Source organism: Hyphomicrobiaceae bacterium (genome assembly GCA_041397645.1).
In the GTDB taxonomy this organism is placed as follows: Bacteria; Pseudomonadota; Alphaproteobacteria; order Rhizobiales; family Hyphomicrobiaceae; genus Hyphomicrobium_B.
This window is the reverse complement of record JAWKWE010000004.1, coordinates 1,570,243-1,584,906: the sequence shown is the minus strand read 5'-3', so window position 1 is coordinate 1,584,906 and position 14,664 is coordinate 1,570,243. Positions and strand designations below refer to the sequence as shown.

The 14,664-nt window shown below is 57.0% G+C and carries 12 protein-coding genes; 5 read left to right on the top strand and 7 right to left on the bottom strand.

The annotated features are described in order from the left end of the window. Positions 1 to 227 precede the first annotated feature (227 nt). From R3D51_07225 to R3D51_07215, 3 genes are all read right to left on the bottom strand, one after another. Entirely contained in the window at positions 228 to 3,305 is a 3,078-nt protein-coding gene (locus tag R3D51_07225) for an efflux RND transporter permease subunit (GenBank protein MEZ5899272.1), read from the bottom strand. 12 nt (positions 3,306 to 3,317) lie between these two features. Then, positions 3,318 to 4,418, bottom strand: coding sequence for a hypothetical protein (locus R3D51_07220; protein ID MEZ5899271.1), 1,101 nt, complete (start codon positions 4,416 to 4,418; stop codon positions 3,318 to 3,320). Positions 4,419 to 4,739: 321 nt separating this feature from the next. Further along, positions 4,740 to 5,120, bottom strand: coding sequence for a metallopeptidase family protein (locus tag R3D51_07215; protein ID MEZ5899270.1), 381 nt, complete (start codon positions 5,118 to 5,120; stop codon positions 4,740 to 4,742). A 195-nt stretch (positions 5,121 to 5,315) separates the two neighbouring features. Between R3D51_07215 and R3D51_07210 the strand changes: the two genes are divergently transcribed. Beyond that, positions 5,316 to 5,927: a DUF938 domain-containing protein gene (locus R3D51_07210; GenBank protein ID MEZ5899269.1), complete on the top strand. Its 612-nt coding sequence runs from the start codon at positions 5,316 to 5,318 to the stop codon at positions 5,925 to 5,927. Between the two features lie 47 nt (positions 5,928 to 5,974). Here the strand turns inward: R3D51_07210 and R3D51_07205 are convergent, their stop codons facing one another. Further along, positions 5,975 to 6,358 (bottom strand): cytochrome c, encoded by a 384-nt coding sequence (locus R3D51_07205; GenBank protein MEZ5899268.1) that lies wholly within the window; start codon positions 6,356 to 6,358, stop codon positions 5,975 to 5,977. Positions 6,359 to 6,633: 275 nt separating this feature from the next. Between R3D51_07205 and R3D51_07200 the strand changes: the two genes are divergently transcribed. Then, positions 6,634 to 7,470: an extensin family protein gene (locus R3D51_07200; protein ID MEZ5899267.1), complete on the top strand. Its 837-nt coding sequence runs from the start codon at positions 6,634 to 6,636 to the stop codon at positions 7,468 to 7,470. A gap of 84 nt (positions 7,471 to 7,554) precedes the next feature. On the opposite strand, the gene R3D51_07195 is transcribed toward R3D51_07200, so the two are convergent. Both R3D51_07195 and R3D51_07190 read right to left on the bottom strand, forming a co-directional pair. Further along, entirely contained in the window at positions 7,555 to 9,078 is a 1,524-nt protein-coding gene (locus R3D51_07195; protein MEZ5899266.1) for a fatty acid desaturase, read from the bottom strand. A 60-nt stretch (positions 9,079 to 9,138) separates the two neighbouring features. Further along, entirely contained in the window at positions 9,139 to 9,450 is a 312-nt protein-coding gene (locus R3D51_07190; protein ID MEZ5899265.1) for a hypothetical protein, read from the bottom strand. A gap of 322 nt (positions 9,451 to 9,772) precedes the next feature. Here R3D51_07190 and R3D51_07185 point away from each other — a divergent pair, with 322 nt between their 5' ends. Together R3D51_07185 and R3D51_07180 are read left to right on the top strand one after the other, a co-directional pair. Then, entirely contained in the window at positions 9,773 to 10,675 is a 903-nt protein-coding gene (locus tag R3D51_07185; protein ID MEZ5899264.1) for an alpha/beta fold hydrolase, read from the top strand. Positions 10,676 to 10,769: 94 nt separating this feature from the next. Next, positions 10,770 to 12,110, top strand: coding sequence for an FAD-dependent oxidoreductase (locus tag R3D51_07180; GenBank protein ID MEZ5899263.1), 1,341 nt, complete (start codon positions 10,770 to 10,772; stop codon positions 12,108 to 12,110). 132 nt (positions 12,111 to 12,242) lie between these two features. Here R3D51_07180 and R3D51_07175 read toward each other — a convergent pair whose 3' ends face one another. Beyond that, positions 12,243 to 12,635: a CBS domain-containing protein gene (locus tag R3D51_07175; GenBank protein ID MEZ5899262.1), complete on the bottom strand. Its 393-nt coding sequence runs from the start codon at positions 12,633 to 12,635 to the stop codon at positions 12,243 to 12,245. Positions 12,636 to 13,837: 1,202 nt separating this feature from the next. On the opposite strand from R3D51_07175, the gene R3D51_07170 reads away from it, so the two are divergent. After that, positions 13,838 to 14,659, top strand: a complete 822-nt coding sequence (locus R3D51_07170) for an LssY C-terminal domain-containing protein (protein MEZ5899261.1) — start codon at positions 13,838 to 13,840, stop codon at positions 14,657 to 14,659. Positions 14,660 to 14,664 lie beyond the last annotated feature (5 nt).

Here is a 14,664-nt window from a genome sequence, read left to right as displayed (position 1 = left end):
TCATCAGCATGGCCAATTACAACTCTTTCCGAGTTCAATCCTTGTCAGCGGAACTCATACCCCCTGCTTGAGAAACGAGCGGACGCACAGACGGAACAATTTAACAACCGAGAAGGGCCAGGAGCGGCCGTGCGCATAACACCGCGCTTCTCGTTCTTCGAAAGTGTACGGAGTGAAGTCGTGATGGCGTCGCCTGCTCCTAGCCGAGCATTTCACATCGCCGGCAATCACCCGAGGCGTAGCCAGCGTTGCGACCGAATAAGCGCTTCGGGCAGGACAACGAGATTTAGGAATGTCGCCGAGGCCAGTCCGCCGAGCACGGCGATCGCCATAGGGGCCTCGATTTCGTGACCGGGACTGCCGAGGCCCATAGCTAGAGGAACGAGGCCGAGCGCAGCCATCAACGCAGTCATGAATACCGGCACCAAGCGTTCGGAGGCGGCCAGCTTGATAGTCTCAGGTGTCCAGCTGTGCCCCTCGACATCGACAAGCCTTTCGACGTGCGCAAGCATCATCACCGAATTGCGTGCTCCGATGCCAAACACGGTGACGAGCCCGACGATACTGCCAAGTGTCATTCCGATGCCGCTCGCGACGATCGCTGCCATGCTGCCAATCAGACAAAACGGTAGATTGACGAGCAGAAGCGCGGCGAGCTTACGCCTCTTGAAGGCAAGCGTAAGAGACGCAACGACGAGCAGGATAGCGATGGCCGTGAGCGTAGCAATGCGAACCTGACCTTCGCGCTCGGCCTCCGCTTGCCCAGCCCACAAAACGTAGACGTTGGCAGGCAGCTGAACTTTGGCAATGCGCGCCTTCGCGTCGTTGACGATCGCGCGCAGCGACCGATCGGCTGAGCCATTAAAGGTTACGGTTACGCGGCGCTGCGCCCCCTCGTGCTGAATGTTCGAGCGCCCCTCGGTGAGCTCGATGGTTGCGACGTTGCGGAGCGGCGTCTTCGTATGGGCGTTAGCAACCATAAGATTGCCCAACTGCTCAATCCGTTGCCTTTGATCAGGCGCGAGCACGACGACGACATCTACGGTGCGCGCACCCTCATAGGTCGTACCAAGCGTTAGTCCTGCGAACGCCGTCTGAATGGTATCTAGAGCATCTTGAGGGGTTAGACCGTAGCGGGACAGCGCTTTCGGATCGAGTTTGACCGACAGTGTGGGTGCCTTGGCGGCCCGTGGTATCCGCAGATCTTCGATGCCGGGAATATCCGCAATCGCCTTCTGTATATTGGTGGCGGCGTTCTCGATGGCCTCAAGATCCGTGCCGACCAGATTGACGGCAACTTGTGCTGTCTCGCCGCTCAGGCTTTCGCTGATGCGGTCTCCCAGAAACGTCAGCGTCTCGGTGCGAATCTCGGGGAATTTCTCGAGCGCCAAACGGATCTCATCCTGGGCGTCAGCCTCGGCTATCGTGTGATCGGACGTCAACTCGATGTGGAACTCGCTGCGGTCGGGGCTCCAGGTGTCCTCCCCCGATTCGGCGCGTCCGATTTGATGGCCTATGGTTGCAATATAAGGCAGCTTGAGCAGTTCCTTGCTCACTCGCTCGCCGATTTCTACGACGTCTGCAACAGATGTCCCGGGTGATGCCATTGCCATCTGCACCACGAAATGGCCTTCGCGAAATTGCGGAATCAGCTCGCTGTGGAGACTAGGGACAGTAGCAATCGAGGCGGCGGCGGCGGCTGTCAGCGCCAGGAGCGTTAGACCCCAGAACCGGTGAACCAAATTGAGGAATACCATCTGGACGCGCTTGAGGAGTACTAGAATACGCGGTTCTTCCGCCTCGATGGTTCCGCTCATCCAAAGAGCGCAAAGCGCAGGAGTTACTGTCAATGCGATCAACATCGAGGCAGTGACGGCAATGATAAAGGTGAGGGCCATGGGACCGATGAAACGCCCCTGCACACCGCCGGCCAGCAGAACGGGAATGAATACGAAGATGACAGCCAGAGTACCGTAGAACATCGATCCGCGGATCTCGATTGACGCCTCCTCGACCACCGAAAGGTTGTCGGCATTGCCCGCCACTTTGGCCTGGCGCAGGCGGCGCATAATGTTCTCGATGTCGATGATTGCATCATCGACAAGAACGCCGAGCGCGAGCGCAAATCCGCCAAGCGTCATCGTGTTCAACGACTGGCCGAAATAACCGAGTATGGCGACGGCAGCCAACAGAGACATTGGAATTGCGAGAAAGGAGATCAGTGCGGCGCGCGCGCTGCGCAAGAATATATAAAGAACGATCAGGATGAGTGCGGAGCCAAGCGCAAGCGCCCGCTCTAAATTGCCCAGCGCGCGCTCGATGAATGTAGCCGGCCTATGCAGCGCGGGATACATTTCGATCTCGCGCTGCTGTAAGAGCGGTTTGAATTCGTCGAGTGCGGCCTCAACCGCCTGCGTAGCCTGAAGCGTATTGGCGCCGAATTGGCCCGAAATCGTCAAGAGCACACCGGGCTTGCCCATGATCGTAGCATCACCGACTGGTATGGCTTGGCCAATTGTGACGGTCGCGACGTCGCCTAGCCGGATCGGCTGATTGTTCTGGAGCGTTACGACTGTTTCAGCTATCGCAAGCGGATCGGGCGCCGGTGGCGGCGTGTCGATGGTGATCCGCTGGGACGCTGTTTCAACAAAGCCACCGCCACGCAGCGCCGTTGCCTCACGCCCCGCGCTGATCACGTCTTGGACTGTCAAACCAAGTATCGATAATTTTTCGAGGTCGGGCTGAATTTGGACCTGGCGAACGGCGCCGCCATAGACCGTGACACGCGCGATGCCCGGCGCCGCCAGAAGTCGCGGTTTAAGTGTCCAGTCCGCAATGTCGCGCATCGTGTAGGGATCGGTTACGTCAGAGACGAGGCCGATCTTCAACACGTCCATGGTGCTCGACGTGAGCGGTGTCAGCTTTGGCTGTCCGATCCCAGCGGGTAGCTTGCCATTCAGCGTGGCCAGTCGCTCCGAGATTCCTTGGCGGATACTGACCGGATCGACATCCTCCTGAAACGTTATCAGTATGACCGAGAGTCCGTAGACAGATTCCGATCGCATCGTTTCGATACCAGGAGCGCCGTTCACGGCTGCCTCGATCGGGCGTGTGACGATCTGCTCAACCTGTTCAGGCGCGAGGCCGGCTGATTCAGTTTGGATCGTCACTTGCGGCGGCACGAACTCGGGAAAAACGTCGAGAGGCGAGCGCAGAGCGATGACGATGCCTGCGACCAACCACACAACCGAAAGCAGCGCGACAAGGCCACGGTAGCGAATTGACCAGCGGATCAGCGTATTCATGCGCGCAGCCTACTATTCTGCCGGTGTCCGCCCGGTTGATCCCGTAGTAGGCCCTGCGGTCAACGCAGATTCGGTTCGCACGCCTATTTTCGGCGGATATTTCTCCGCCTCGACTTCCCTCATTCCTTGCTTCTTCTCAACTGCACCAGCATCATCATCTCCAGCCTCGTCATCATTGGCTTGTGGTCTATCGGCCATTGGAGAAGCAGGCCTTGGATGAGGCCGGGCATCGCTTCCACGCCCGTCGTCGTCATCGTCGCCCTCGCCAGGTTCGGCCTCGCGCGACAGTAGCGTCGAGGCACCGCGCACCACCACCTTGGTGCCGACTGGGAAGCCGCTTTCAACGAGGTAGCCGGAAGCGACCGGCCACGTCAGAGGGACTTTCCGACGTTCAAACGTCTGCGGCGCGGTCTCGACATAGCACCAAGTCTCACCAGCGAATACGACAAGCGCCGATTGGGGAATGATGGTTCCACTGCGCGCATCTCCCTTGTCGGCAACGGCGCGCGCGCGATCGAACTGGCGAAGCCCGGGTGCCGAGGTAATGAGTCCGAAATACGAGACACCCGGCATCGCGGAATTTCCCGACGGTGCTTGCCACAATGTTGAGACTTGAGTGTCGTCGCCACCGCTCAAGGGTGTCACGTGCACATTCTTGGGCAGTGAGCCCATGGCATCAGGAAAGTCGAGCCGCACAAGGGAGATTTTGCCAGCGCTAAGCTGGTCGATGAGGGGTTTGCGTTTGTCGACGTCAAGGAATGGCGAGTTATCCCCCCATGTCTGCCTCAGGCGCAACTTGAGCAAATCCAATTGCGTGGCGGCTGTCTCTGCTTGGCGTTGTGCGCCTTCGATGATGTGGAGTGAAAGTGACTGGGTTGATTGATAGCGCGTCAACTCGCGCTGGCTGAACTTCGCGGCAATTTCGGCCGTGCGTATGTCACTGTCGAGCTGGATGAGCGCTTCTGGGCTTAGGATGTTGGCAATGCCGGTCAGCCTCTGCGCAATCGTTGTCGGCTCGACTAGAGCGGTGCGCACCACGGCGGGCGGTGCACCAATATCAGCCTCCTCACCGGTCGACGGACCGCTCCGCGCGGAGTTTACACCTGCAGCCATTGCTAGGGGCGCGGCAATCATTGCAAGGCGGACAATTAGGGCTCGGAAACTGGACATATTCGACTGTGGGCCACTCGCAAGGCTCGACCAAACGGGAATAAGTTCCCGATTGGTCGGGATAATGTCCCAGAAAGAGCTCCTTGGCCAGCGCCAGCAGCAGAGCTGGTAAGCCGCCGTTTTACAAAGCCCCAACCTCGGCCTTTTTGGTAAAGGTTGCCCATCGAAGACGGGCCTTGGCTTTCAGTTAATATGCCTGCACAGGCTGCGAATTCCGCGGCCACTCTCCGGTCTTGCCAATGACCTAAGTCGATCAACTGCTCATTACTCTTGCCGTTCGATCGCCTCCATGTCGGCATCTGAAAAGCCAAAGTGATGGCCAATTTCATGAACGAGCACGTGCCGCACGACGTCGCGCAATGCGTATCCCCGCGCCGCTGCGTATGCGGTGATCGCCTCGCGATAAATGAGCACCTCATTCGGCAGCATCTGCACTTGAAAGGTGGTTTTCTTGGCCAGGCTTATCCCGTGGTACAGTCCCAACAGCTGGTGCGGGTCGGTAAGATGTAGCGCCGACATGACTTCAGCGGATGCCAATTCCTCCACGCGAATGGATAGATCCTTACAGGCCTCGCGGTACTCTGTCGGCAATTCTTCGAAGGCCTGTTCAACCATCCTGCCGAAGATATCCTCATTGGATGCCACGGAACACTCATCTCCCTGACCGGAATTGTCTGGACGCTCAGATACCGTACCGGGCACCTTCCTCGGCAGCAACATTTGCAAAGGCACAAACTTCGCCCTTCTCTATCGTGGAGGGCACCTTCGCTTTGCCGGTGGGGGCCGGCACCGCGCACTTGCTTTGTTGTCCGCTGACCAACCGTCGATGTACTGTAAGCGATGACTAATGATCAAAGGCGCTTCGCGCCTGCTGCGGCGCGCAATCGAGAGCCGATCCTGGCTGTCCTGAAGCGCAACCTACCATCCGAAGGGCTTGTGCTTGAGATTGCGAGCGGAACTGGCGAGCACGCCACGTTCTTCGCACAATCGTGCGATCCCCACTTGGTCTTTCAGCCGACCGATCCGGATCCAATGGCCCGGAACAGCATCAACGCCTGGACAGCGACACTCGGTTTAACGAACGTGCGCCCGGCCATTGCACTGGATGCAGCTTCCGAAAACTGGCCCATTACCGCTGCAGACGCCGTTATCAACATCAACATGGTCCACATCTCTCCCTGGGCCGCTACAGAGGGCCTTGTGCGAGGTGCTGCGCGGATACTGCCTGCTGGAGGCGTTATGTATCTCTATGGTCCCTATCGTATGGGAGGTCGTCACACGGCGCCGAGCAACGAGGCCTTTGATGCCGACCTGCGCAGCCGTAATGCAGAATGGGGCGTTCGCGATGTTGAAGCCTTGGCAGATCTGGCAATGGCCAACGGTTTCGGTGCTCCGGTGATAGAACAGATGCCGGCAAACAACCTGTCAGTGCTATTTCGTCGGCTCGCGTAACCCAAATGCGCAATCTGAGACTATTCCTCGACTTCGCTGCGAGCAGCTTATTGCCCACCCCGAAGTGACATAATGAAATCGGCCAAAACCTCCATTTCATCACGGGTCAAATGATGATCTGGCATCATGGGAGGGGCCGACTGAAGCCAGCGCACGATGTTGTCGATCGTTTGATTGGGCCGCTTGGCGACAGCCACAAAGCCCGGAATGCCCATCTCGCCCTGCTTTTCTCCCTGTCCCGGGTTTAGATGGCATTCAGCACAAAGGCGCTCGGCAAGGGCCCTGCCTCGCTCAACCTGGTCCGCCCAAGCCGGTGAGATCGTCGGCAGCATTACGATGGCGCAGACAATCCAATGCATTGCACGTCTGACGCGCCAGACACGCAGGTATGAGATCGTTGCGAGAAACTGGTGAGATAAAAGTTTGGGCATTTAATCGCCCTTCCGCCCGTTCAATCTAAGTAATTCCTTAGTCATATTTATTATAGACTGCTGCCCCGCGCCTCAAAAGAGGCTGGGATCGTTGTCAGTGTTGGCCAAAACAAGCCATGACGCCCCGAAGTGATCCATTGTTGGGCCTTTCAACCGCATTATCAATTGCGGTGATGTTGGGCGTCTTCATTCTGCGACTGGTGCCGCTCTCTCCAGGCCCGTTCGGGGGCGAAACAAGCGCAACTCCGCCCTCGGAACCCCCTCATGAAAAGTCGATGCCGGACTCGGCTACTGCGAGCCAAGCGGACTTGACCAACTTTGAAATCGTGCATGGCCGCGAAGAATGCATGCACTTGCTCCAATCGATCTCCGCTGATGTGGAGCTTCTACCACCGATCAAGACAGACAGATGTTACGTCCCAGCGCCTGTTCGCTTGAAGAGCCTGGGAGCCAGCTCACAGGTTGTTTTCGATCCTCCGGTGGAAACCAACTGCCGCCTGATGGCCTCGCTGTATCGATGGAACAAGACGACCCTTCAGCCTGAGGCTCGAAGAAGGCTCGGCAGCCAAGTGTCGCGTATTGTGGGCGCCTCCGCGTACGCCTGCCGCAACGTCTATAATCTTCCCACTGGAAACCTCAGCCAGCATGCTTTTGCCAATGCCATCGACATAGGAGCATTGGAGCTGAGCAATGGCCGAATGCTGACTGTCTTGAAGGGATGGGGACCAACAGCCCGCGACATTCGTGAGGCTCAGAAAAAGTTAAAAGCAAAGGCCGAAATGGCTCGAACCGAGTCCGACGGATCCACGAAATCCCCGCGGACAAAAACCAAGTATGGCGAACTTGTCGTCAGCCTCCGCGTCGCGAAAGTCAGTGTCTCAACCAAGAGTTCATTGGCGGCCAAGCCTCAGCCCTCGGGGACTATCCCCGCCAAGAAGGATGCCATCCTTGAGCCGTCCAGACCGACACCAACGACACTGTTCTTGAGGAGCGTGTTCAAGGGTGCATGCGGGGAATTCGGCACGACCCTGGGCCCGGAGGCGAATGACGTACATCGCAATCATTTTCATTTCGACTTGAATCCGACGCGCAGTCGCCCTCACTGTCACTAACCGATCGGCCCTCGCCATCTTTTCTGGCGAAGGCCGACGATACCCTTCCTCGAAGCTGCTGTTAGTTAGTAGCCTCAGCCCAGCTCACACTGCGAAGGATTTGGGCAGCACAGCAGCCATGATGCGAGAGATGGCTGTGTCGATTTTCTCCGGCAGCCCTTTGCGTACTGCTCCTCCAATCGGCGAAGCACGCTCCTTCACAATATGGGCAAGAGCCGCTTCGTCGTTTTCTGGGATCCCCCGCAAGCGGGCATGGCGAGCGACTGCGGAATAGTCCTTCCGCCACAAGGCGGCCACAAGGGCAAGCGGTCCGAATTGTTCCTTCTGCATCACGACCGCGGGGTGACCATCGCCCGTTTCCGCAGCCCGCGTGAACTCCTCATAGTAGTGACTCCAGTGGCGCGCCGGCTTGAGATGATGCTCGACATGGTAGTCGAAACCGAGATTTCCATGTTCCGGGCCCGCGTAGTCAATTGTATGGCCGTGCACCTCATCGACTTCATCAGGATCGACGAGGCCGTGCTGATAAAAGGTGATGAGCGTAATGAAGGGGCCGCCAACGAAGCGCGTCACGAAAAGATAGACGGCGGCCATGGGATTGAAGACTGCGACAGCGAACAGCGCCGCATACCAGATTGCAAGCCCACGAACGACGTCGCGTATCTGACGCTTCTTGCCCTTTCGCACGAGATAATTGATCAGCAACGCCCCACTGACCAAGTCGATACCCTGCCAAAACGCATGGCGGCTGAAATCGAAAAAGCTTGTGCGGTCATAAGGCAGCGTCGTTTGGGTGTCGAGGGGCCCGTTGTCTTCTACATGGTGCACGTAGACGTGCTGCACACGATAGAATCCGGGAACGCGAGCAGTCAGCAGCGCGAAGACGTATTCGAAATAGAACTGAAGAACCTTGAGCAGCACTTTTGTCCATTTCGGCGCACCAATTTTAGGCGAGAATATTCGCGTATGGATGTTCTGATGTTCGACGATTTCCTGCGGAAACTGGCTCAATAACAGCACCGTGGCATAGGCCATGATAACGAAGTAATTGATCGTATTGGGCAGGATCAACAGTGTTGTCATCGGCGCCATAACGACCGAGTTCGCCACCCACACGCGCGTAAAGATGGCATCGACAGGGTGATGCAGAACCGACGCGAACCACCTTTCAAGCCGGCGGCTTGCAATCGACCCATCGAGTTCCTCGAAGGTATCGGCGCATTCGGTGTAGAGGAGATAAGCGCGCGCTACGAGGCCTAGCGATAACCAGAAGCAAAGTTCCAGAACAACCTGGTGTGGATTGGAATAGTCGGGGAAGAAGCCGGAAGCACCCTGAGAGAGCAAGGAGGTGAGCGCCACCGAGCCGGCAAGCCAAGCGAGAGGGCGACGTTCTATAATCGCGCGCGGAAATATTTTGGAACCGATCGCGCCTGCAGCGGCCACCAGCCAGTAAAGTGAACCTGCCGCGAGGATAAAGTAACCGGAGATCACAGTTGCGAAAGTTGTCAGAAGTCCGTTGCAGAACTTGTAAACCCGTTCAAAAACGCCGCTCCTTTGAAATGTCAAAGGAGCATTGACGTTGTGCGATTCGATCAGTTCGTTGGCCATAACTTGCTCTCCAAAGGTCAAGTGTGGAAACGTTGAATTTCAGGTCTCGAAGTCTCGGCACTAGTGCCGGGCCTCGGCGACGGTCGACACCCAGGAACGCTTTGGACGCAATGTCCGTGGGGCACGCGGCGAGGCTTTCACTTGAAGGTGTGAAGCCACCGCTCCGACGAGCCCAGAGACTGTCGCCGACACACCAATCTCCGAGGCAGGGATTTCAATTTCGAAGCGGTCGGCAATGTCGAGCAGGACCATCGGAATATCTAAATGATCGATTTCAAGCTCGGTGAGCGACGTGCGGCATCCAATAAATGCAGACGGATCACCGACATATTTCTTGAGAATGGCAATCACTCCCGGCGCCAATTCTTCCATGGAACAACCTCCGTCGCATTTGCAGGTTCAGATGTTGCTGTCGGCGTAGCGTGAACTCATGGCAATCGCTGTTACTTGCGAGACAAGCCAGCGATGCCGTCCCTTGTGGTGAGATTCAACCCTGACAATTGGTGCTTTGGGGACATCGTGTGTTCGATGTCTATCCGCCCAGCCCTTGAGCGGACGTCCTTGAATTAGTAGTCCGCGGAACGCTGATAGGCAGGGTCCATTCCCTACGACGTCCTGTTGCGCAAGGAACAGATCGGCCCTCCCCGCGGGCCTAGACAATCTTTGCGACGCTCATGGAAAGGGAGAACAGGCCATGACTTCCGAACTGAAAGCAACGACGACTGATGTTGGGAAGGACAGAACGTCTGGACACTACACACACCGCATTGCCGGCGGAAAGATCGGAGTCCTATTGATCCATGGTCTGTGTGGAACCCCCGCCGAGATGCGCTTCGTAGCAACGGGACTCGGCCGGGCTGGCTATACGGTCCATTGCCCGCAGCTCGCCGGACACGGAGGCAGCCGCCAAGACATCGTGAAAACAAACTGGAAAGATTGGTATCTCAGCGCCGAAGCCGCACTCGATGCGCTGCGCGAAGAATGCGACACGGTCATTGTCGGCGGCCTTTGCCTGGGAAGCATCATCGGTTTGAGCCTTGCCGCCAATCATCCCGATAAAGTGCAGGGTGTCGCATTGTTTTCTCCTACGTTGTGGATCAACGGATGGGCAATGCCGTGGTATGCGAAGCTCTTTTCACTTGTCCCCAATCGTTGGATCGCCAATTTGATGGAGTTCCCGGACGCGCCGTCGCTCGGCATCAAGTGCCCGCGCGTTCGCTCCTTTGTGCAGGCTGCTCTGGCAGCATCCGATGGATCGGACTTCGGGACGGTCGGCACGCCCGGTGCAATGGTGCTGGAACACCGCCGACTGTCCGCAGCTGTCAGGAAGTGTCTACCTGAGGTTCAACAGCCGACACTCGTTATTCATTCCCGCCAGGATGACTACGCGGATCTGAACAACGCGACTTACATTATGGAGAAGTTGCGGGGCTCGGCCGATCTCGTGGTGCTGGAGGACAGCTTCCACATGGTCACGCTCGACAAGCAACGTCACGTGGTCGTCGAGCAGACCCGAAATTTCATCAGCAAGATCGCTTCCAGCCTGACTTCAGCTTGCGCCACCAAATCCGGCGCGGCCCTGCCGATGGCAGCATAACGGCAAGCCCGCTCATGTCTGATGGCTTGATCGGTTGAAACTGTGTGGTAATCGAAGACGTCGCGACGGACGGGCGTCTACAAAGGAAGTCGCTATGGGCAATTTTGCCGACGGTTCGAGCAATTACTGGTTGGCAACCCGGCCGGAGCGAGAGATCGCACCGCCGCTTCGTTCCGATATCAAAACCGACGTGGCCATCATTGGCGGAGGCTACACGGGTCTTTCCGCCGCCTATCATCTAAAAAGCGCCGACCCAAGCCTCAGCGTCACGGTGCTTGAAGCCGAAACCACGGCGTTCGGTGCCAGCGGTCGTAACGCAGGCTTCGTTATGACGCTGTTCGGGGCTTCAGCTGGCCTCATGAAAGCCTTGCATGGAAAAGGAGCCGTACGCGAGGCGCATGCTTACATGGAGCGCGCCATAACGACGTTGGAAGCCATGCTGAGAGAGCATGGTTTGGATTGCGACTACGAGCGCAGCGGATTCTTAAAAGTTGCCACGTCTCCATCTTATGTGACGCGCATCCGGAAAGAGATCGAATTTTTCCAATCTCTCGGTATCGACGGCTTTCGTTGGCTGGACCGCGACGAGACGCAGGCGCGTGTCCGGTCCAATACGTTTCTGGGCGCATGTTACGAGCCGCATTGTGGGCTGATCAATCCCATCAAATGGGCCGATGCCTTGCGAGGATTGGCTATCAAGAGCGGTGCGTCGATTTACGAGAAGACGAGAGTTACCGGTGTGCAACGCGATGCGGGTCGGTATCGGATCACGACTAACAATGGTTCGGTGGTGGCTGATCGCGTCGTTTACGCATTAAACGGCTATACGCACCTAATGCCGGGCCTCGCATCCAAACAGTTGCCTGCCTTTGCCTATATCATCGTAACCGCCAAACTTTCTGAAGAACAGCGCGCGGCACTCGGGTGGGCGGGACGAGAAGGCGTCGAAGACGGCCGAAATTTTATGCATTTCTATCGCTTGACGCCGGACGGGCGATTGCTCGTTGGCGGTGGTCCAGGACTCGTGCCCTTTGCTGGCAATATGAATAACGACGCCAATCAGAAAGCTTGGACGCATCTTGAAAGGTTCATAGGGTCGACCTTCCCAGCGCTTCGAAGCATCGGGATCGACTACCGCTGGGGCGGGGCATTTTCCGTCACTTCGGATTCAACCCCGCAAGTGGGAACACTCGACGGCGGCGGAGCGATCTACGCTCTCGGCTGCACCGGACATGGCGTCGCGATGACCCAAATGAACGGTCGCATTATCCGTGATCTGGTTCTGGACAAGAAAACCGATATCGCCGACCTCTGGTTCGTCAATCGGCGATCACTTCCAATACCTCCTGAGCCACTACGCTCGGTCGCCGCCAAGGTGGCAATGGCTGCCATGAGGCTGGACGACTGGTGGTGTGGAAGAGGCGCAGGACAGTAAACAAGCGCACAAGTCCGCCTCGCCAGGAGTCGTGGCATCAGCGCTTGAACGCATCATTCCTGCGCATTCCCAGCATCATCGATGACCGATGCGATCATATATCTCGTACTGTAAGCGTGATGGAGCGGTTGTTCAGCCCCTCGCTATAGAAAAGTCATACATGACTCTTGCTTCAAGCTCGACTTCATCCAACCGATGCTTGAGAATGTCGCCAACGCTCACGACGCCGACGAGCCGTGCACCGTCAACAACAGGTAGATGCCGGAGACGACGGTTGGTCATCAAAACCGCAACGTCTCCAATCCCATCCTCAGGACCACAAGTCACCACGCCGGTTTCCATTATATCTCGAACATGCTTGCTTGCGAGCTCGGTACCGTACACGGCAAAAGCCTTGGTTACATCACGCTCGGTGAGCATGCCATCCAGGGTCATCCCATCTCGACTGACAATCAGCGCACCAACACCTTCGAGTCGTAATTTTGCTGCAGCGTGTTGGACGGTTTCATCCGGCAGCACTGTCATTACGCGCCCGCCTTTGGACTTCAATATACTCGCAACCTTCATGTTCCACCTCTGCATAAAAAGCGGTATGTAAGGCCTAAAATTATATCGCTCTGTGGCTACGAAAGGGCGGGAATATTATCAAAAATACGAGAGCGCAGCTCATGCCTGGGTCTGCTCGCACTTTCCTTCGTCCCTCATACTTCGGGTCCAGCGGCAATGAGGCCGTCTCCCGCCCCTTAGGAAGCGAACGGTGTCGACCACATCGATGATGGCCGTAACCATGTTTGTTACCAGGAGAAGAGTGAGGCAATGGGCAAGGCCCGAGCGCATGTGTCGGAAAATGGGGTCATGTTTGTCTCCATCATCCCGACCGATAGCGGCAGTCTATTGAAATGGAGTAGCGCTCGGTAAGCTTCCTGCGATGCTGCGCGGTAAGGAGCAAACAACTACGCAATACGTAGTTGACGAATGCCCGGCTTCAGACCGATAGAAGTAGGATAGCGCAATATGGACAATTCTGCTCCGTAGCCAAGTCGGCCGAGATGATAGTCGACGCGCAGCGCCAACGGCACCGCACAGACCCCGATCCAAGCCAAAAAATTATTCAGCATGCCGATGATCGTCGAAGCGACCTGCGGGATAATTTTACTCTTGGCCGCGCTCCGTTGGCGAGACGTCTAATTGCACTCAACTTAGGACTAGACCTAACTGTGCCTCGACGGGGATGCTCCGGCTATTGGGGCGCTTTTGGTGTGACCTCGGTAAGTCGGCGGTAGTCAGTCTTCGCGTATAACCCGCGAGATACCTCCTGCGGCTCGCCGACGACGATTCGCGGAGAACACAAGTTTCGTTGCATCGCTTCTCTCGTCGAAGCTCCGTTTTGCAAACGAAATTTTGCCCAGTACGCCCAGAATGCAAAGCGCCAACGCGGCAATACCTGCAACGGCCCATAAACTCATTGCTCAGCCTCCGCTATTCGAATCGCAGAGAATATAGCTGATTAAGCTGCTTACGGAGACCCCCTAGCGGACTTCAGACTTCGAAAGGTGTTGGTCATCCGTCCTTAGCCGACCATCAAAGGACGTTGAAAGCGGCCTATTCCAAGGTAAACTCCTCAGTTAGCGTCGCCTGAAGCAACCTTCACGTCACGAATATCGCCACAGGGCTGCCCATCTCAGGAGCGGCAACGGGTGACACTGCGTCAAGGGGGAGTGCGCACCATGAAGTGGCTTAAGATTTTCATTCAGCGTCTCCTAGTCTTCGCGTTGGGCGTCGTAACGGTATGGCTTATAGTCTTTGTCATATTCGAAGATGTGGACAACCGTCTTCCGTTAGGCCTTGCCGTAGCCGCCACGTACGGCATCTCAGCATATGTGATACTCCCCCGCGCCGTTCGCATCGGCCTCCGAATCCTGCAGAGAGGGCACGTACCCAGTTACACGACCACCGGTGATGGCCTGCCCGGTGATCCCGTCAATCTCACACTCATCGGTACCGCGCACCAACTTCGAAGCGCCTTCGCAACGGCCGGCTGGACGCAAGCCGATGCGCTTAGCCTTTCGAGCTCATGGCGGATGGTCCGCGCATTCGTTCTCAACAAACCCTACCCAGCGGCGCCCTTCAGTACGCTCTACCTCTTTGGACGCGGCCAGGACTTCGGCTTCCAGAAGGCAATTGACGATAGCCCGCGCAAACGACATCACGTTCGCTTTTGGGCGCTACCCATAGAACGTGCCGAGCAGACCATTGACACACCCGCGTATTGGCATGACGAGCCTCGGCCCGCCGACGATGAAAGAGTGCTGTGGGTGGGAGCCGGCACGAAAGATACCGGATTCTCATTGACCCGGTTGAGCTTTCAGATCACCCACGCAACTGACGCCGACACGAACGAAGAGCGCGACTTCATCATCGGTGAACTTAAGCGTTTCAACACCATTGCCGACATCCGAGAGCATCTTCCGGGAGAGCGCCTGTCCATTGGGCACGTCAACCGCTACCTCACCGACGGAATGATCTGGGTTGCGGACCTCCGCACCTGATAGGA

What these genes read in the sequence shown, in the direction of transcription:
- R3D51_07195 (MEZ5899266.1), bottom strand. Translation starts at nt 9,078, where the DNA reads ATGGCCAACGAACTGATCGAATCGCACAACGTCAATGCTCCTTTGACA.
- R3D51_07200 (MEZ5899267.1), top strand. Translation starts at nt 6,634, where the DNA reads ATGCCGGACTCGGCTACTGCGAGCCAAGCGGACTTGACCAACTTTGAA.
- R3D51_07185 (MEZ5899264.1), top strand. Translation starts at nt 9,773, where the DNA reads ATGACTTCCGAACTGAAAGCAACGACGACTGATGTTGGGAAGGACAGA.
- R3D51_07220 (MEZ5899271.1), bottom strand. Translation starts at nt 4,418, where the DNA reads ATGGCTGCAGGTGTAAACTCCGCGCGGAGCGGTCCGTCGACCGGTGAG.
- R3D51_07190 (MEZ5899265.1), bottom strand. Translation starts at nt 9,450, where the DNA reads ATGGAAGAATTGGCGCCGGGAGTGATTGCCATTCTCAAGAAATATGTC.
- R3D51_07210 (MEZ5899269.1), top strand. Translation starts at nt 5,316, where the DNA reads ATGACTAATGATCAAAGGCGCTTCGCGCCTGCTGCGGCGCGCAATCGA.
- R3D51_07180 (MEZ5899263.1), top strand. Translation starts at nt 10,770, where the DNA reads ATGGGCAATTTTGCCGACGGTTCGAGCAATTACTGGTTGGCAACCCGG.
- R3D51_07225 (MEZ5899272.1), bottom strand. Translation starts at nt 3,305, where the DNA reads ATGAATACGCTGATCCGCTGGTCAATTCGCTACCGTGGCCTTGTCGCG.
- R3D51_07170 (MEZ5899261.1), top strand. Translation starts at nt 13,838, where the DNA reads ATGAAGTGGCTTAAGATTTTCATTCAGCGTCTCCTAGTCTTCGCGTTG.
- R3D51_07175 (MEZ5899262.1), bottom strand. Translation starts at nt 12,635, where the DNA reads ATGACAGTGCTGCCGGATGAAACCGTCCAACACGCTGCAGCAAAATTA.
- R3D51_07205 (MEZ5899268.1), bottom strand. Translation starts at nt 6,358, where the DNA reads ATGCCCAAACTTTTATCTCACCAGTTTCTCGCAACGATCTCATACCTG.